This window comes from Streptomyces sp. NPDC102270, from assembly GCF_044766405.1.
Taxonomy (GTDB): Bacteria; Actinomycetota; Actinomycetes; order Streptomycetales; family Streptomycetaceae; genus Streptomyces.
The window spans coordinates 498,228-516,617 of record NZ_JBIWLX010000002.1; the positions used below are offsets into that span (position 1 = coordinate 498,228).

Sequence of the window (18,390 nt, forward strand, 5' to 3'; positions counted from 1 at the left end):
CTGCCGTACGACTGGTTAGACGCACGACAGGCCTCTCAGGTCACCGCGGAGCCGGCTCTCACTTGGCGCACTCGACCTTGTCGGCCGTGGACTGCTGCACCCCCTCGGGTGCCTTCGTCGCCGTGGTGAAGGAGACCCCGGCGCCCTTGAAGTCCTTGCCGAGGGTCAGCGTCATCGTGGGCAGGCCCTGGGAGTTGGTGACGCTCTTGCCGGGCTTCAGCGCCGAACCGGACAGCCCCATGATGGCCGCGAGGCGCCGCGCCTGATCGGCCTGGTCGGGGGAGTACTCCAGGGTCGTCTTCGCCAGCGCCGCGTCCGCGTTGCCCGCGTTCTCCGACTTCAGCACGCCCTCCTCGTTCTGGAGGTACTCCAGCTCGGCCTGCGCGCTGCCCGCCACCGCACCGCCGTTGAGGATGCGCACCCGCACCTCGGACGCGGCGGACTTGGTGCCCTTCAGACGGGCCGCCGCCTCCGCGGCCTCCGCGCTCTTGGACGCGTTCGCCTTCTTCTTGACCTCGGTGAACGACACGTCGTTCTTGATCATGTCGAAGACCGTGGGGGCCGTCGCGTCGTTGAGGACGACCGTCGCCTTCACTTTCTCCGCCGGGTTGTCGACGACCGGCACGGTGGCGAACGTCAGGTTCTTCACGTTCAGCTTGCCCAGCTCCAGGCCGAGGTCCTTCAGCTTGCCGATGCTGTCGAGCTGCGAGTCGACGGTCAGCGCCTTCGTGCCCGCCTCGGCCAGCTTCAGCATCTTCGCCGGGTTGGTGAGCGTGTCGTTCGACTTCAGCTTGCGCATCAGCGCGCTCAGGAACTGCTGCTGCAGCCCGATCCGGCTCAGGTCACCGCCGAAGCCGACCGAGTGCCGGGTACGCACGAACGCGAGGGCCTGCTCGCCCGAGATGGTGTGCGTGCCCTTGGACAGCTTGAGCTTGGAGTCCTCGTCGTCGATGTCCTTGGCCAGACAGACCTCGACCCCGCCGACCGCCGTGGTCAGCGTCTTGACCGCGTTGAAGTCGGCCACCATGAAGTTGTCGGCCTGGATGCCGGTGAGCTCGGTCACGGTCCGTACCGTGCAGCTGGGGGTGCGCTCGTCCTGGCCGAGGCTGGTGTTGAAGCGGACGTTGTCGGTGCCCGGGATGACCTTGGTGGTGCCGTCCTCCTGCGTGGTCGGGCAGTCCGGCACATTTACGATCAGGTCGCGCGGGATGCTCAGCGCGGTCGCGTTCGTCCGGTCCTTGGAGACGTGCAGCAGGATCGTGGTGTCCGCGTGCCCGACGCTGTCCTTGTCGCCGTAGCTGCCGTTGCCCTTGCCGGTCCGCTTGTCGGTGCCGATCAGCAGGATGTTGATCGCCTTGTCGGACTGGAAGCCACCGGTGCTCGCGCCGTCGTCGGAGACGGAGGTGATGTTCCCGTTGAGGTGGCGGATGTAGAGGTAGCCGCCGCCCGCGGCCGCGACCAGCACGAAGGCCATCGTGCCGCCGGTCCACAGCAGCGCCTTCTTCGCCGTCGACTTCTTCTTGACCGGCCGGCGTCCGCGCCGCCCCGGCAGCGGTTGCTCGGGCGGTGCGCCCCGGCGCCTGCGCGGCGGCGGGACGTCCCGGCCGGGGACCACCGGAGTGGTCGTACGGCCGACGGGCGCGCCCGCCCTGCTCGGGGAGGACATGGATCTACGGGGACCGGGAACACCCGACTGCGGTGCGGAAGGGGTCAGTCGCAGTTCGTATTCACCGGTGTGCGGGTTGAGTACCCACTGGTCGGCGGGGTCGATTTCGCCCGCCCGCCCACGGCCTTGTGCGTCCACGGTTGCTGAATCCTCCGTCGGCCGGATGCACCGGATCGCTCACACTAGCCGTCCGATTCGCCGACAGGTTACGGCGGTGACGTATTCCACGTCCCTACAACCGGGCAATCCGCCCATTTGCCCGGACACGGCTTCGTCGCCTTGGTAAACGCTTTACCCGCAGGTGTCCTGGGCGGCCGTGTTGCCGCGGAAGGCGGGGGTCCCGTCGCCGTTCTCAGATTGTCCATAGGGTTCTTCGTCGGGAGAATGTTCTGAAACCTTCGGGGCTTTCTCCGTCACCTTCACCGGCGCATCCTTGCGCAACCGTTCGAAGAGCCGCCGGGCCTCGGGTTCGACGAGTTGATCACGATTGGCGTCGTAGACGTACGACTCCCGCGGCACGGTAAGGAATTGCACCCGCTCGGTGGGGATGTGCCTGAGTCCGCGCACGAGTTCGTACAGGCCGCGCAGACTCGCCAGTGCGGGATCGGTGGTGAGCGAGGAAGTCGCCGCGTCCAGCACGGGATAGAGCTTCACCGGATTCAGCAGTACGTCATTGCTCTGCACCTTGTTGACGAGTGCCCCGAGAAAGCGCTGCTGACGGTCCATCCGGCCGGTGTCGCTGCCGTTGCCGAGGGACTTGCGGGCCCGCACATAGCCGAGCGCCTCCTCGCCGTTCAGTGTCACCCGCCCTGCCGGAAGCCGCAGCTTGGCCGCCTTGTCGTCGATCGGTTCGGCGAGGCAGACATTGACCCCGTCGACGGCGTCCACCATGTCCTTGAACCCATGGAAGTCGACGACCATGTGATGGTCCACGCGAATGTTCGTGAGTTTCTCGACGGTCCGGATCGTGCAGGCCGAACCGCCCATCTGGAAGGCGTGGTTGAACATCGCGAACATGGGCTCACTGCGGGTCCCGTCCCGCCCCAGACAGGCCGGCACGTCCACCATCAGGTCCCGCGGCAGCGACACGGCGGTCGCGGCCCGCCGCCCGGCGGCCAGATGCAACAGGATCGTGGTGTCCGACCGCGCGGTCCCGGAGTCCCGCCCGTACCGCGCGTTCCCGTCGCCCGACCGTGAGTCGGACCCGATCAGCAGGATGTTCTGCGCGCCCTTGACGAGCGAGGTCGGCCGGTCCTTCTCGTACCGGGCGAGTTCCGCGGCGGCGGCGTCGTCCGCGGTGATGTTCCCGTCGAGCTTGGCGTAGACGGCCCATCCGGTACCGCCGGCCGCCGTGGCGACGACGGCGCCGGCGAGCCCGGCACCGCGCAGCCACCGCCGCCGGCGCCGGCGTATGAGCCCTTCACCGTCGGCCGACGCCCCGAGGCCGGGCCCGAGGCCGCGAGCAGTGTCGGTCACGAGTCGGCCCACCCCTCATGGCGTACGGGTCTGTCCGTACGACCATGACGCGGACCGCTTCCCGGGGGCGGCCGGTACTGCTCCACTCGGGTGACCGCACCCGGTGTCCGGCCGTCCGGTCACCGGCGAACGGCCGTGACCCGCTCACTCTCGATCCGCTTGGTGAGCCCTTCCTCGCCCAACTGCTCCAGATGACGGCACAGCACCACGGACCCCCCGTTGGCGAGCGCCCCGTACAGCCCGGCGTTCAACCCGTCCCACGTGTCGTACGACAGCCCCGACAGCACGCGATCCCCCGTCCCCTCGGCCCGGGCCCGTTCGACGACCTCCGCCGCGCTGAACTCCCGGCCCGCCACGACCAGCGCGGGCTCGTCCGGATCCACCGGCGCGAACGGAACGAACCGGTCACCCTGGCTCGGCACCTCCACGGCGTAGTCCACGAACCCGTCCGGCGTCTGCGGGAACCGGCCCCCCAGCGGTCGCAGTGCGAGAGCGACCCGCTCCCCGGAGCACGCCCGCGCCGCCGCCAGCGAATCCGGCCCGCTCACCACGAGGTCCGCCGCCGAAGGGTCGCCGCCCACGTCCGCGACCACCCCCACCGACGCACACGCCAGCAGCCACACCGCCGTCTGCCAGTGCGCGGGCAGCAGCAGCGCCACCCGGTCGCCGGGTGCCGCGGCGAGGTCGCCCTGGAGGAGGTTCGAGGTCTTGGCCACCCAATTGGCGAAGGTGGCCACGGACAATTCGACACGTTCACCCGTGGCGTCGTCGTAGAAGGTCACCAGGGGGCGTCCGGGGTCCGCGGCGAGCGCGGAACGCAGCAGGTCGGCAGGGGTGCGATCGGTGGCGTTCACCCGCAGAAGCGTACGCGGGCCCGCGGCCGGACACCTCCGCGCGGGGCCACCGGTTCGGCGCAACGGCACCCGACGGCCCGTCAGTTCCCCGATGGACAGATTTATATGACTATGTTCAGGATCGGGAGCATGCGTGGACTTCTTGCTTCCTCGGTCGGCGTCACCTGCGCCCTCGCCCTCGCCCTTCCCCTCACCTCGCCCGCGCTCGCGGCGAGACCGGTGTCCCCGGCTGCCGTGAGACCGGCATCGGGCGCGGAAGCCCTCGGGGGCACCCAGTCGCTGCCCCTCGCGCCCCTCGTCTCCCGGGACCGCACCCTCGCCCCGGTCGCCGAACAGGGCCTGCCACGCCGGGACGTACGGCACTTCTCCCTCGTGGGCGTCATCTGGGACGACCCGGACGCCGTCCTGAACGGCCGCGTCCAGGTCCGCACCCGAGCGGTCGGCGCCGACACCTGGTCGGGCTGGCAGGATCTGGAGATCCACAACGACGACGCCGCCGACCCCGGCACGGCCGAGCGCACCTCCGGCCGCGTCCACGGCGCCACGGCACCGCTGTGGGTGGGTGACTCCGACGGAGTGGAGGTACGGGTCCGCGCCGAGGCCGACCGCAGGACCGAGGACACGGCCCGCGGCTCCCGTACGGCGACGACGACCGCCCCGCTTCCCGCCGGTCTGCGTCTGGAACTCGTGGACCCGGGCGAGAGCGCACCGGAGCCCACCGGCGAGGAGAGCGCGGCCGGCGCACCCCGGCGCGCTGTCGCACCTCGCCCCGCGCCCACCGCCGACCCCGCCGATGCCGACGCCGCCATGGACGCCTCCGCCGCCAACGCCGGTCTCGTCGGCCTCGGCGCCACCGAGATCCCGGCGCTGGACCGGCAGCAGACCGAACAGGAACTGTTCGCCCTGCGTGCGGCGGAGTTGACGGGGCAGCAGCGGGTGAAGCCGTACATCGGGCCGCGCCCGCGCATCGTCACCCGGCACGGCTGGGGCGCCGACGAGGGGCTGCGCGAGCGGACGTTCGTCTACACGAAGAAGGTCAAGGCGGCCTTCGTGCACCACACGGCGTCCGGCAACGGGTACAGCTGTACGCAGGCGGCCTCGCTCATTCGCGGTATCTACCGCTACCACGTCAAGAGCATGGGCTGGCGGGACATCGGCTACAACTTCCTCGTCGACAAGTGCGGAAACATCTACGAGGGCCGGGCGGGCGGCGTGGCGAAGCCGGTCCTCGGCGCCCACACCCTCGGCTTCAACTCCAACAGCATGGGGATCGCCGTCCTCGGCAGCTACGGCTCCAAGAAGCCGCCCGCCGCCGCGACGAGGGCCATCGCACAACTCGCCGCGTGGAAGCTCGGCCTTCACGGCGCCAACCCCAAGGGCAAGACGTATCTGAAGTCGGGCGGTGGCAACCGCTATCCGAAGGGTAGGAAGGTACGACTGAACGTGATCTCCGGTCACCGGGACGGCTTCGCCACGGAGTGCCCCGGACGGCAGCTCTATCGCAAACTCGGATCCACCCGCACGACAGCCGCCCGTCTCCAGGGCCGTTGACGGTCGGTTCATACCATCCGTTTCACCGCCGTCGGGGGGCAGGCGCGAATGCCGCACGGCCGCCGAAGGTGCAGCACAACGGTCTGCATACACTGGCCGGTCGAAAGACAGTTCGGGCCGGTCCCGGCAGGAAGCGGAGACGACAGGTGACAGAAGCGATCCTCCTGGTCGGCGGCAAGGGCACGAGGCTGCGGCCCCTCACGGTGCGCACCCCGAAGCCCATGGTCCGCGCGGCAGGCGTCCCCTTCCTCACCCATCAGCTGGCCCGGGCCAGAGCGGCGGGCGTCGACCACATCGTCCTCGCGACGAGCTACCTCGCGGAGGTCTTCGAGCCCTACTTCGGCGACGGTTCGTCCCTGGGGCTCCACCTCGAGTACGTCACCGAGGAGGAGCCCCTCGGCACGGGCGGCGCGATCCGCAACGTGGCCGCCCGTCTGCACTCCGCCCCCGACGACCCGGTCCTGATCTTCAACGGTGACATCCTGACGGGCCTGGACATCAGGGCGCTGGTGCGCACCCACGAGACCACGGGCGCCGACGTCTCCCTCCACCTGACGAAGGTGACGGACCCCCGGGCCTACGGACTGGTCCCCACCGACGACACGGGCAGGGTCCTCGCCTTCCTGGAGAAGCCCCAGAGCCCGGAGGAGATCGTCACCGACCAGATCAACGCGGGCGCGTACGTCTTCCGCCGCTCGGTCATCGACACGATCCCGCAGGGCCGCCCGGTCTCGGTCGAACGCGAGACGTTCCCCGAACTCCTGTCGGCCGGAGCCCACCTCCAGGGCATGGTGGACTCGACGTACTGGCTCGACCTCGGCACCCCCGCCGCCTTCGTCCGCGGCTCGGCGGACCTGGTCCTCGGCCGGGCCCCCTCCCCGGCGGTACCCGGCCGTTGCGGCGACCGCCTGATACTGCCCACGGCAAGGGTCGCCGCCGACGCGAAGCTGACGGGCGGCACGGTGGTCGGCGAGGGCGCGTACATCGCGCAGGGCGCGCGAGTCGCCGGCTCGACGATCCTGCCGGGCGCGGTGATCGAACCAGGCGCCGTCATCACCGACTCCCTGATCGGCACCAGGGCCCGCGTGGGCGAACGCTCGGTCCTCACCGGCACGGTCATCGGCGACGGCGCGATCATCGGCGCCGACAACGAGCTGAGGGACGGCGCGCGGGTCTGGTGCGACGCGCAGATCCCGGCGGGAGCGGTCCGCTTCTCGTCGGACCAGTGAATCCGGAAACCCAGCCCCGACGGCGCCCCCACACCGGTCACAACCGCCCGATGTCTCCCCGGGTCATCTTCGGCGCCCGCCTGGGAGGCGTACGCCCACTCAGCAAGATCAACCGAGCCGCCCGATGCCGCTGCCCCGCATACGGCACCAGCAACGACAGCATCGCCGCGTCATCCGCGTCCCGGTCCCCCGCGAGCGCGAACCCCACGATCCCCGGCAGATGCAGATCCCCCACGGTCACCGCATCCGCCGCGCCGTGACTGCGCTGCACCACCTCCGCGGAGGTCCACGGCCCCACCCCCGGCACGACCTCCAACCGGGCCTGCGCGGCGGCCGGAGACATCCCCACCGCCTCCTCCAGCCGCGCAGCCACCCGCACGGCCCGCAGGATCGTCGAGGCCCGCTTGTTGTCCACCCCGGCCCGGTGCCACTCCCACGACGGAATCAACGCCCAGGTCCGGGGCGCCGGCATCACCCACAGCCGCCCACCCGCCGCGGGCCCGGGCGCCGGCTCCCCGAACTTCCGCACCAGCATCCGCCACGCCCGGTACGCCTCGTCGGTGGTGACCTTCTGTTCCAGCACGGAAGGGATCAACGACTCCAGCACCAGCCCGGTCCGCGTCAGCCGCAACCCCGGCCGCCGATGCCAGGAATGCGCCACGACCCGATGCCGGGGCACGAAGGCGGAAGGATCGTCCGCGGCCCCGAGCAGCTCCGGCAGCTGCGAGAGCAGCCACTCGCCCCCCGGCCCCCACGCCTCGCCGCGCACCTCACCGCCGTACACGCACACCCGCAGGGTCCCGGGCCCGGCAGGTGTACGACTGGCCCGCCACACGGACCCGTCCGGAAGAGCCCGGAAGGTGGGATCGGCCGGCCCGCGCCGCAGCGCCCCGAGCACCAGCCCGAGATCGACGGGCCACCCCGGCGTCCACCTCCGCACCAGCGGGGCCTGCACCGGCGCCGCTTCCCGCCGGGCGGCGGGCACGACGACCTCCCCGCCGCGCACGGTCGTACGCGTGGGGCGCGGAGCGAAACGTCCTGCCACGAGTGAAGTCCTGGGATACGAGAGGAACCGGGGGAGCAGCCCTATGAGACTAGGCGCAAGCAGAGGCCCACTACCGCACCTCGATGAAGCTCCCCGCGTCCCGCTCCGGCCGGGGCCGGGGCTCCTCCGCCGGATGCCCCACCGCCACGGCCCCCATCGGATCCCAGCCCTCCGGCAGCCCCAGCACCTCCCGCACCACACCGCGGCAGAACATCGTGGACGACACCCACGCCGACCCCAGCCGCTCCCCGGCCAGCGCGACGAGGAAGTTCTGCACCCCGGCCCCCGCGGCGACGACGAACATCTCCCGCTCGGCCGCGTCCCGTCGCACATCGCCGTACGTGTGCGACCCGTCCATCACCAGACAGGGCACGACGAGATACGGCGCGTTGCGCAGCACGTCCCCGCGCCGCACCCGCTTGGCTATGGACTCCTCGGACTTCCCGTCCCGCCGCAGATCGGCGATCCAGGCATCCCGCATGGCGTCCAGCAGCCCGGTCCGCGCGCCCTCGGACTCCAGCAGCACGAACCGCCACGGCGTCGTGTGGTGCGGCGCCGGCGCGGTGACGGCCGCGGCGACGGCCCGTCGTACGGCTCCGGGGTCGACGGGCTCGTCCGTGAAGGCCCGTACGGTACGGCGCTGGGTGACCGCCTCCCGGACCGCCTCCGAGGTGCCCAGCCGGAACATGTCGTCGCGCGCGTGACGCACCATGGCCCGCGCCCCCTCCCCGTGCCCCTCAGCCACGACATGCGCCAGCCCGCGCACGACGGCGACGGGCAGCCCGGCGGCCTTGCCCTTGACGAGATCACCGGCGGCGGCCAGTTCGTCGGCCGTCGCGACGACGGTCGCGCTCAGCGGATTGCCGTACGCGTCCGTCCCGCCCCGCAGATCGTCCAGCACCCGCACCCCGGCGGCGCCGATCGCGACATCGGTGAGCCCGGCGCGCCAGGGCCGCCCGAAGGTGTCGGTGACGACCACCCCGACCTCGACCCCGAGGGCGTCCCGCAGTCCGTCCCGGATCGCCCGCGCGGACGCGTCCGGGTCCTCGGGCAGCAACAGCACGGTCCCCGAAGGGGTGTTGGAGGCGTCCACCCCGGCGGCGGCCATCACCAGCCCCTGCCGGTTCTCCACGATCCTGAGCGGCCCGCGCCGCGCCACGACCCGTACGGTCTCGGCGTCGATCGCGGCCTCCCGGTCGCCCGCCTCGACGACCCGCCCCTCCGCCTTGGACACGATCTTCGAGGTGACGAGCAGAACGTCCCCGTCGACTAGCCCCGGCTCGGCGGCGGCGATCAGCTTGGCGAGATCGTCCCCCCGCGCGACCTCAGGCAGCCCGGAAACGGCCCACACGCGGTAACCCCCGCCCACCGCGCCACCGACAGCGTCGGACCCGGCCCCATCGGTCTCGCGGCCGGCCCCCTGCGCCGAGCCGTCCCCCGACCCACGCCCGGCCCCGGCCACCGCTTCCGGCGTCTCCGCCGTGCCCCGCGTCCCCTGCGACGCCTCGCCGCTCACGCTCCGCGCACCTCCTCCGCCAGCTCCAGCGCCTCCTGGGCCATCCGCGCGGTCGCGTCGAGGTCGGTCATCATCAGCGGTACGGCCCGGCAGCGGATGCCGGCCGACTCGATCCGCTCGACCGCGCCGGCGTCCACGGTGTCGACGAGCCAGCCGTCCAGCAGCCCCGAGCCGTAGTGCTCGGCGACCGCCGCGGCAGTGGACTCGACGCCGACCGCCGCCAGCACCTTGTCGGCCATGCCGCGCACGGGCGCGTCCCCGACGATGGGGGACAGGCCCACGACAGGCACCCCGGCCTCGGCGATCGCCTCACGGATCCCGGGCACGGCGAGGATGGTGCCGACGGACACGACGGGGTTGGACGGCGGGAACAGCACGACGTCCGCCTCCCCGATCGCCTCCAGGACCCCCGGCGCCGGCTTGGACTGCTCCGCGCCCACCGGCACGACCGCGTGGGCCGGCACGGACGCCCGCAGCCGCACCCAGTACTCCTGGAAGTGCACGGCCTTGCGCTCACCGTCGATCTCGACCGCGACATGCGTCTCGACCCGGTCGTCGGTCATGGGGATCAGCCGCACCCCCGGCTTCCACCGGTCGCACAGCGCCTCGGTCACCGCGCTCAGCGGATACCCGGCACCGATCATCTGCGTCCGCACGATGTGGGTGGCGAAGTCCCGGTCCCCGAGCCCGAACCACTCGGGCCCCACCCCGTACGCCGCGAGCTCCTCCTTGAGGTGGAAGGTCTCGTCGGCCCGCCCCCAGCCCTGCTCCTCGTTGATGCCGCCGCCGAGCGTGTACATCACCGTGTCGAGGTCCGGGCAGACCTTCAGCCCGAAGAGGTGGATGTCGTCCCCGGTGTTGCCGATGACCGTGATGTCCGCGTCCGGCACGGCCTGCTTCAGACCACGCAGGAAACGGGCACCGCCGATGCCGCCTGCCAGAACCACGATTCGCATGGAAGCCAGTCTTGCAGGCGGGTACGACATCGCGTCACGCGGTTACGGCGTCCACCTCGTCGTAGCTCTCGCGGGCGGTGCAGGCCGTGTACATCGGCATCTCCGTCAGGCCCGGGTAGTAGACGTGCAGGCTCACCGCCGGCTCCAGCGCGTCGTTGACGACCTCGTGCACGTACCCCGGCGCGAACACTCGCTGCCCTCCCGCCCCCAGCGTGCGCGTGCCCCGTTCGGCCCGCTCGGTCAGCGCGCCCTCCAGGACGGTGAGGACCCCGGAGGAGCGGCCGTGGTCGTGCAGCCCGCTGCCCTGACCGGGGACCCAGGACAGCAGCCACACCTCGTAGCCGGGTCCGGTACGCAGCCGGTGGTACCAGCGGCTCGTCGCGTCGTACTGGACGAGGTGCGCCCACTGCGAGCGGTCGGCGGCGAGGGAACGGGCGAGTCCGACGAAGTCGGCGACGGTGGCCGGGTGCTCGCTGGGGGCCTGGAGGAGGTGCGGGACCTCGAGGAGGTCGCCGGCGATCTGGAGGTCGTTGTCGCTGTTCATGGGATGCGGTGGTCCTCGGCGAAGAGTGGGGGCTGGCTGGGTGTCACGTACCGTCCGCCCGGATCACGGGAAGACAGGAATGCCCTGGTGCGGGCGGGGCACAAGCAGCCGAGTCACGGTGGACTCAGGAGCAGCCGGAGCGCGATGGGCTCAACAGCTGGAACAGCAACAACAGCTACAGCGAGCGCGGGCAGCACCGTGGGACCCGGCCGTGCGGGTCGAGGTGAGTGCCAAGTTCGCGAGCATGCCCACAAGGACAGCGGCTCACACCTTCACTGTCAACTCGACACCCTGGAAGTGGGACATGTTTCACCTCATCCGGTCCATCTCCATGGCGAAAGGTTTGTTCAGGCGTCGACCGGGACACATGGCGCACAACCGGGCGCACGGGCCGTGAGTTCAACGCGACTTCCCCGGGTGCGTACGGAACGAGTTCGAACTGGCGGGCGTCCTTCCCTGCACAGGTCCCCAAGGCCTGGCGCGGCTCGGTAGCCCTCTCGGGTCTCGTCTGCCTGTCAAGGTTTATGCCGATTTGAACACTTTCAGCTAGGCCTTGGTTCCGCAGAGTGAATAAGGGACCCAATAGCAGATCTCGGCTTGACTCGCCCGGAGCAGCACACTTGTAATTTCACTCGTGTCGTTCAGCCGAAATCGGTAACGGCCGTCACACGGGGACGCGAAGACAGACGAGGGGCGCACATGACCGAGCTGGTGCAGCAACTGCTGGTCGACGACGCGGACGAGGAACTCGGCTGGCAGGAGCGCGCACTGTGCGCCCAGACCGACCCCGAGTCCTTCTTTCCCGAGAAGGGCGGCTCCACCCGCGAGGCCAAGAAGGTCTGCCTCTCCTGCGAGGTCCGCTCCGAGTGCCTCGAATACGCCCTCGCCAACGACGAGCGCTTCGGGATCTGGGGCGGCCTGTCGGAACGCGAACGCCGCAGGCTGAAGAAGGCCGCCGTCTGAGGCGAGGCAGGCTCCACCGCACTTTCCGTACGCAACCGAACGGCCCGTCGCACCCGGGTTATCCACAGGCGGCGGGCCGTCGTCCTGCCCAGCCGATAGTGTGGGCGCTCGTCCGAGACGCCTCGCCGCCCCCTCAGGGCACAGGCGTCCACCGCAGTCCACCGAACCGGGGCCCGTACCTCGATGTCCGTGCACAGCCACACGGCAGCCCAAGACCTCGCTGCCACTCCTGAGTTCCCGCGTCATGTGGTGACCGCGGTGCTCGTCTCCCACGACGGCGCCCGCTGGCTGCCCGACGCGCTCGCCGGGCTGCTCGGCCAGGAGCGCCCCGTCCAGTTCGCCATGGCCGCCGACACCGGCAGCGCGGACGACTCGGCCCAGTTGGTCACCGACGCCCTCGGCGCCGACCGGGTCCTGCACCTCGCCCGGCGCACCGGCTTCGGCCAGGCCGTCGAGGAGGCGAACCGCACCGCCCCCCTCCTCACCCCGGACGAGCTGCCGTACCTCAAGCGACCGAGCGGCTGGGACCCGGTCACGCGCACGTGGCGCGACGACGCCTACGACCTGCCGGAGCTGCCGCACGGCGAGCCGGTCCAGTGGCTGTGGCTACTGCACGACGACTGCGCCCCCGAGCCCGACGCCCTGGCCCAGCTGCTGCGCGTCGTGGACAACGAACTGGATCTCGGCCGCGACGACGTCGCCGTCGTGGGCCCCAAGCTCCGCGGCTGGTACGACAAGCGGCAGCTCCTGGAGGTCGGCGTCTCCATCGCCAACTCCGGCCGCCGCTGGACGGGCCTGGACCGCCGGGAACAGGACCAGGGCCAGCACGACCACGTCCGGTCCGTCCTGTCGGTGTCCACCGCCGGCATGCTGATCCGCCGCGACCTCTTCGAGCAGCTCGGCGGCTTCGACCGGCGCCTGCCCCTCATGCGGGACGACGTCGACCTGTGCTGGCGCGCCCAGGCCGCCGGCCACCGCGTCCTCATCGCCCCCGAGGCCGTCGTACGCCATGCCGAGGCGGCCTCCCGCGAGCGCCGTACCGTCGACTGCGCGGGCCGCACCACCGCCTCCCCGCACAAGGTCGACAAGGCCGGCGCCGCCTACACCCTGCTCGTCAACGCCCGTACGGCAGCGCTGCCCTGGGTGCTGGTGCGCCTGGTCATCGGCACTCTGCTGCGGACCGTGGCCTACCTCGTCGGCAAGGTCCCCGGACAGGCTCTCGACGAGATCCGGGGTCTCCTCGGCACCCTGCTGCGGCCCGAGCGGATCATCGCCGGGCGCAGCAGGCGCGGCAAGCCGGTCGTCGACAAGGACGAGCTCAGACAGCTGTTCCCGCCGCCCGGCGCGACCGTACGGGCCACCGTGGAGCAGGTCGCGGGCAACCTCTTCGGCGGCTCCGACACCGAGGCCTCCACGGCGGGACGCCACGGCGGCGGCATCGAGTCCGGGCCCGGCGGCGACGACGCGGAATTCCTGGAGATCGAACAGTTCGCCCGCCTCAAGCGCATCGCCCGCAAGCCGGGCCCGGTGCTCTTCCTGGCGCTGCTGCTGGTCGCCCTGGTCGCCTGCCGCAACCTCCTGGGCGGCGGCGCGCTGTCGGGCGGCGCCCTGCTGCCCGCCCCGGCCGACGCGAGCGAGCTGTGGTCGCGCTACGCGGACGCGTGGCACGCGGTGGGCGCCGGCGGCACCCCGTCCGCGCCGCCGTACCTGGCGATCATCGCCGCGCTGTCCTCCGTGCTGTTCGGCTCGACCGGTCTCGCCCTGACGGTCCTGCTGGTCTGCTCGGTGCCACTGGCCGGCGTCACGGCCTACTTCGCCTCCCGCCCGCTCGTCGAGTCCCGCCTCCTGCGCGCGTGGGCGGCCGTCGTCTACGCCTTCCTGCCCGCCGCCACCGGCGGCCTCGCCGGCGGCCGCGTCGGCACCGCCGTCCTCGCCGTCCTGCTGCCGCTCATCGCGCGCGCGGGCGTCGCGGCCGGCGGCCTGACGAGCAGCACGGGCGCGCGTGGCAGTTGGCGCGCCACCTGGGCGTTCGCCCTCCTGCTCACGATCACCACCGCGTTCACGCCGATCATCTGGCCGATCACGCTGATCCTCGGCATCGGCCTGCTGGCGGTGCGCCGCACCGACATCACCGCCTACGGCCTGCGCTTCCTGGCCCAGTTCGGCATGCCCCTGCTGGTCCTCGCGCCCTGGTCGCTGACGCTGCTCCCGTTCGGCTTCTTCGACCAGGCCGGCCTGGAGTACGGCTCCTCGACCGCCTCCGCCCTGGACCTGCTCGGCGCGAGCCCCGGCGGGCCCGGCACCGTCGACGGCCTGATGCTCATCGGAGTGGTGCTGGCCGCGCTGGCCGCCCTGCTGCGCACCGAGCGGCAGTTCGGCATCTGGACGGCCTGGGCGGTGGCCCTGGTCGGCCTAGTCTTCGCCGTCCTGTCCAACGAGTCGACCTGGGCGGGCCCCGCCACCCTCGTCTACGGCCTCGCCCTGCTGGCCGCCGCCGTGCTCGGCGCCGACGGGGCACGCGCGCGTGTGGCCGAGCAGAGCTTCGGCTGGCGCCAGCCGGTCGCCGCCCTGATCGCCTTCGCCTCCGCGGCGGGCCCGCTGCTCGTCGCCGCCGGCTGGATGATCGGCGGCGCCGACGGACCGCTGGAGCGCCGCGACCCCGTACAGGTGCCCGCGTTCGTCGCCGAGGAGAGCGGCACCCGCGACCAGGCCCGCACCCTCGTCCTCGACAGCGACTCCTCCACCCACGTCGGCTACATGCTGGTGCGCGGCTCCGGCGCCCGCCTCGGCGACGCCGAGCTCGCCGCGGCCGACGGTGAGAACGGCAAGCTGGACAAGGTCGTCGCCAACCTCGTCGCCGGCTCCGGCGCCGACCAGGCGGACCAGCTCGGCGGCTTCGCCGTGCGGTACGTCCTCGTCCACAAGGGCGCGCCCCGCCAGGTCACGCGCGTGCTGGACGCCACACCCGGCCTGACCCGGCTCAGCCAGCAGGACGGCAGCGGACTGTGGCGGGTGGACCAGGAGGTCGCGCGCGCGACGATCGTCGCGAAGTCCGGTGCCGGCACCGCGCAGCCGGTGGCCGCGGGCCCCGTCGACATCCACACCACGATCCCGGCCGGCGCCGACGGCCGCATCCTGCGCCTCGCCGACAGCGCCGACGAGGGCTGGACGGCCACCCTGGACGGCAGCCCGCTCACCCGCACCACCGTCGACGGCTGGGCCCAGGGCTTCGAACTGCCCGCCTCCGGCGGCAAGCTGGACGTCACCTTCGACGACCCCTTCACCCACACCCTCTGGCTGTGGATCCAGGGCTTCCTCGCCGTCGTCCTCGTGGTGATGGCCCTGCCCGGCCGCCGCCGCGACGTCGACGACGACCTGCCCGAGGAGCCGGCGATCCCCGCCCAGGCCGTGGCCGGCGAGGGCCGCCGAGCCCGCCGGCTGCGCGCCCAGGCCGAGGCCGAGGAGAGCACCGGGCCCGAGGACTTCCCCGCACCTCCGCAGGAGGCCCCCGCCGCCGTCCCGCAGCAGCAGTCCTACGGCGACTGGGACGCCCCGAGCTACGCGAACGCCGAGTACGGCACCTACGCCGGCGACCAGTACCAGGGCACCGCCCAGCAGTACCCGGCGGGCGCCTACGACCAGCAGCCGTACCAGGCCGACCCCTACCAGGGCGGCCAGTACGACCCGTACGCCTACGGCGGGCAGAACCAGCAGACGCCGTACGACCAGACGTACGGCGGCCAGTACGAGCAGCAGCAGTACGACCAGGGCTACGACCCCGCGTACGACCCGGCGCAGCAGCAACCGGACCCCACCGGCAGTGAGCGCCCCGACGGGAGTCAGCAGTGAACCGCACCACCGTGTCCCTCATCGCCGGCACCGCCGCGCTCGCCGCCGTCACCGGGTTCGCCACGCTCAGCTCACCGAAGACCGCGGGCACCGCCGGGACGGCCGTCGCGCTGCCCGTGGAGCGCACCAGCCTGCTGTGCCCGTCGCCGAGCACCTCCGACATAGCGGAGACGTCGTACACGTCCTTCACGCCCGTCACCAAGGACGCGGGCAGCGGTGGCAAGGCCGAACTCCAGGCGGCGGCCGAGAAGTCGGACGGCAAGAGCAAGAGCCAGAGCAAGGACAAGGACAAGGGCAAGGGGAAGAAGGCCGGTAAGCCGGTCCTCGAACCCGGGGAGCCCGGCAAGCCCGCCACCGGTGACACCTCCGGCGGTGACGCACCGGCGCTCGACGGCACCGCCGAGGGGAAGTTCGCGCCGGGCTGGACCGTCCAGGAGACCACCGAGGTCGCCGCGGGCTCCGGACGCGGGCTGCAGGGCGTCAACTGCTCCGCTCCCGACACCGAGTTCTGGTTCCCGGGCGCGAGCACGGCCGCCGACCGCACCGACTACGTGCATCTGACCAACCCCGACGACTCCGCCGCCGTCGTCGACATCGAGCTCTACGGCAAGGACGGCGCCCTGGACTCCACGCTGGGGGAGGGCATCACGGTCGCGCCGCACTCCAGCGACCCGATCCTGCTGTCCACGCTCACCGAGGAGAAGCAGGAGAACCTCACCGTCCATGTGAACGTCCGCAGCGGGCGCGTGGGCGCGGCCGTGCAGGCGCTGGACGACAAGCTCGGCGGCGACTGGCTGGCAGCGTCCACCGACCCGTCCGGCAGCCTGGTGCTGCCCGGCATCCCGAAGGACGCCACCGCGGTGCGCCTGGTCGCCTTCGCGCCCGGCGACTCCGACGCCGACCTGAAGGTGCAGCTCGCGTCCCCGTCCGGCCTGATCACCCCCGCCGGGAACGAGACGCTGCATGTGAAGGCGGGCATGACGGCCTCCGCCGACCTCGGTGACGTCACGCGCGGGGAGGCCGGTTCGCTGGTCCTTACCCCCACCGACACCTCCGTGCCGGTGGTCGCCGCGCTGCGGGTCGTCCGCGGCAAGGGCGCCGACCAGGAGACGGCCTTCATCCCGGCCACGCGTCCCGTCGGCACCCGCGCGACGGTCGCCGACAACAGCGCCAAGGGCACCACGCTCTCCCTGGCCGCCCCCACGCGCGGGGCCACCGTCAAGGTCACGGCCTCGGCAGGCAGCGAGGGCGGCGAGGCCGTCTCGAAGACGTTCACCCTCAAGGCGGGCACCACCCAGAACGTGGAGGCCCCCACCCCGACCGGCCTCAAGGGCACGTACGCCCTCACGGTGGAGCATGTGTCGGGAGGCCCGGTCTACGGCGCCCGCACCCTGGCGGCGACGAAGGACGGCGTCCCGGGCTTCACCATCCAGACCCTTCCGAACGACCGGGGCATGGTGGCCGTGCCGGAGGCCGACCAGGACCTGTCGGTGCTCCAGAAGTAGCCCGTGGCGATCCGCGGGCGGTTCAGTCCTCGCCGTACCGCGGATCGACCGTCTCGGGAGTAAGCCCCAGCAGCTCGGCGACCTGCTCCACGACGATCTCGTGCACCAGCGCCGCCCGCTCGTCGCGCCCCTTGGTGCGGATCTCCACCGGGCGCCGGTAGACGACCACGCGCGCGGGGCGCCCCTCACGCGCGGCGATCGTCCCGCCGAGCGGTACCGCCTCGTCGTTCCAGGACTGTCCGTCCAGCCGGGGCACCTCCAGGACCAGGAAGTCGATGTCGGCGAGCTGCGGCCAGCGCCGCTCAAGGCGCTCGACGGAGTCCTGCACCAGGTCCGCGAACGCCTCCGCCCGGCTCGCGGCGAGCGGCACCTGCGGCGGGGCGATCGGCCCGCGCATGCCCCGTCCGTGGCGATCACGGCGGCGGGGCCCGGGGCTGGTGGCGCGGGGCGGTACGGGGTTGTCCATCACTGGTGAAGGGTAATCCTCGCCGCCCTCCGGCGCCCGACCCCCACGCGGTACCCCGGACGCGGTCCGAAACCACGTACGGCCACCTCGTACGGCGTGTCGGCAGTTGACCATTCCAGCCAAGGTTCGGCTCGATTCCATATCTCTCCGAGCCGTCGATCTCAAGGCAATTGGCATGGTTTGTGTCGAGTTGTGACCGGGTTCAGATGTGTTCGGTCCCTCGAAAAGGGGTGTCCGCGCAGGTCATGGTGGTGTGATCGGAGTGGCGTGTGGGGCGTTTCACAGTACGACACGGTGGAGTGACCTGGGGGAGAGTCGTCGCGGCCCGCTCAAGAGTGCGGTACCGTCCAACGTCGTGAGCCCTGTACGTCGCTGTTCGCGCACCGCTTGCGGCCGTCCCGCCGTCGCGACGCTGACGTACGTCTACGCCGACTCGACCGCGGTCCTCGGCCCGCTCGCCACCTACGCCGAACCCCACTGCTACGACCTGTGCGCCGAGCATTCCGAGCGCCTCACCGCCCCGCGCGGCTGGGAAGTCGTCCGGCTCCTCGACGCCTCGGCTCCGGCCCGGCCCAGTGGGGACGACCTGGAAGCGCTTGCCAACGCTGTGCGCGAGGCGGCCCGTCCGCAGGAGCGCGCCGCCGAGGCGGGCGGGGCCCGGCGGGCCGACCCGATGGAGGTCGCGCGCCGAGGTCACCTCCGGGTGCTGCGTTCTCCCGACAACTGACCTGTCCTGTTCTCCTGCGGGCGTCGGAGTCCACTCAGCTCCC

At 71.9% G+C, this 18,390-nt stretch carries 14 protein-coding genes; 6 read left to right on the forward strand and 8 right to left on the reverse strand.

Going from position 1 to position 18,390, the window contains the following annotated elements; translation table 11 throughout:
- Positions 1–58: 58 nt before the first annotated feature.
- From ACIRP7_RS05190 to ACIRP7_RS05200, 3 genes are all read right to left on the reverse strand, one after another.
- Positions 59–1,804 (reverse strand): LCP family protein, encoded by a 1,746-nt coding sequence (locus tag ACIRP7_RS05190; protein WP_403654143.1) that lies wholly within the window; start codon positions 1,802–1,804, stop codon positions 59–61.
- Positions 1,805–1,957: 153 nt separating this feature from the next.
- Positions 1,958–3,142 carry an LCP family protein gene (locus ACIRP7_RS05195; protein ID WP_403654146.1) on the reverse strand — a complete coding sequence of 395 codons (1,185 nt, stop codon included), beginning with the start codon at positions 3,140–3,142 and terminating at the stop codon, positions 1,958–1,960.
- Between the two features lie 119 nt (positions 3,143–3,261).
- Positions 3,262–3,996 carry a TIGR03089 family protein gene (locus tag ACIRP7_RS05200; protein WP_403654149.1) on the reverse strand — a complete coding sequence of 245 codons (735 nt, stop codon included), beginning with the start codon at positions 3,994–3,996 and terminating at the stop codon, positions 3,262–3,264.
- 129 nt (positions 3,997–4,125) lie between these two features.
- Between ACIRP7_RS05200 and ACIRP7_RS05205 the strand changes: the two genes are divergently transcribed.
- A complete protein-coding gene (locus ACIRP7_RS05205; protein ID WP_403654152.1) occupies positions 4,126–5,547 on the forward strand; it encodes a peptidoglycan recognition protein in 1,422 nt (473 codons plus the stop codon).
- 146 nt (positions 5,548–5,693) lie between these two features.
- Positions 5,694–6,776 (forward strand): sugar phosphate nucleotidyltransferase, encoded by a 1,083-nt coding sequence (locus ACIRP7_RS05210; protein WP_403654155.1) that lies wholly within the window; start codon positions 5,694–5,696, stop codon positions 6,774–6,776.
- Between the two features lie 37 nt (positions 6,777–6,813).
- Here ACIRP7_RS05210 and ACIRP7_RS05215 read toward each other — a convergent pair whose 3' ends face one another.
- From ACIRP7_RS05215 to ACIRP7_RS05230, 4 genes are all read right to left on the reverse strand, one after another.
- Positions 6,814–7,821, reverse strand: coding sequence for a DNA-3-methyladenine glycosylase family protein (locus ACIRP7_RS05215; RefSeq protein WP_403654158.1), 1,008 nt, complete (start codon positions 7,819–7,821; stop codon positions 6,814–6,816).
- Between the two features lie 70 nt (positions 7,822–7,891).
- Positions 7,892–9,190, reverse strand: a complete 1,299-nt coding sequence (locus ACIRP7_RS05220) for a coenzyme F420-0:L-glutamate ligase (RefSeq protein WP_403654280.1) — start codon at positions 9,188–9,190, stop codon at positions 7,892–7,894.
- 143 nt (positions 9,191–9,333) lie between these two features.
- Positions 9,334–10,293, reverse strand: a complete 960-nt coding sequence (cofD, locus tag ACIRP7_RS05225; RefSeq protein WP_403654161.1) for a 2-phospho-L-lactate transferase — start codon at positions 10,291–10,293, stop codon at positions 9,334–9,336.
- A gap of 34 nt (positions 10,294–10,327) precedes the next feature.
- A complete protein-coding gene (locus tag ACIRP7_RS05230; RefSeq protein WP_403654164.1) occupies positions 10,328–10,837 on the reverse strand; it encodes a cysteine dioxygenase in 510 nt (169 codons plus the stop codon).
- A 699-nt stretch (positions 10,838–11,536) separates the two neighbouring features.
- Between ACIRP7_RS05230 and ACIRP7_RS05235 the strand changes: the two genes are divergently transcribed.
- The 3 genes from ACIRP7_RS05235 to ACIRP7_RS05245 all read left to right on the forward strand — a co-directional run bounded on the left by ACIRP7_RS05235 (position 11,537) and on the right by ACIRP7_RS05245 (position 17,154).
- Positions 11,537–11,800: a WhiB family transcriptional regulator gene (locus ACIRP7_RS05235; protein WP_003990679.1), complete on the forward strand. Its 264-nt coding sequence runs from the start codon at positions 11,537–11,539 to the stop codon at positions 11,798–11,800.
- A 183-nt stretch (positions 11,801–11,983) separates the two neighbouring features.
- On the forward strand, positions 11,984–15,649 hold the full coding sequence (locus ACIRP7_RS05240) for a glycosyltransferase (RefSeq protein WP_403654167.1): 3,666 nt from the start codon (positions 11,984–11,986) through the stop codon (positions 15,647–15,649).
- A complete protein-coding gene (locus ACIRP7_RS05245; protein ID WP_403654170.1) occupies positions 15,646–17,154 on the forward strand; it encodes a DUF5719 family protein in 1,509 nt (502 codons plus the stop codon). The genes ACIRP7_RS05240 and ACIRP7_RS05245 overlap by 4 nt, the downstream gene beginning before the upstream one ends.
- A gap of 22 nt (positions 17,155–17,176) precedes the next feature.
- On the opposite strand, the gene ACIRP7_RS05250 is transcribed toward ACIRP7_RS05245, so the two are convergent.
- Positions 17,177–17,620 (reverse strand): metallopeptidase family protein, encoded by a 444-nt coding sequence (locus ACIRP7_RS05250; RefSeq protein WP_352388875.1) that lies wholly within the window; start codon positions 17,618–17,620, stop codon positions 17,177–17,179.
- 304 nt (positions 17,621–17,924) lie between these two features.
- Here ACIRP7_RS05250 and ACIRP7_RS05255 point away from each other — a divergent pair, with 304 nt between their 5' ends.
- Positions 17,925–18,347 carry a DUF3499 domain-containing protein gene (locus ACIRP7_RS05255; protein ID WP_352388874.1) on the forward strand — a complete coding sequence of 141 codons (423 nt, stop codon included), beginning with the start codon at positions 17,925–17,927 and terminating at the stop codon, positions 18,345–18,347.
- Positions 18,348–18,390: the final 43 nt, after the last annotated feature.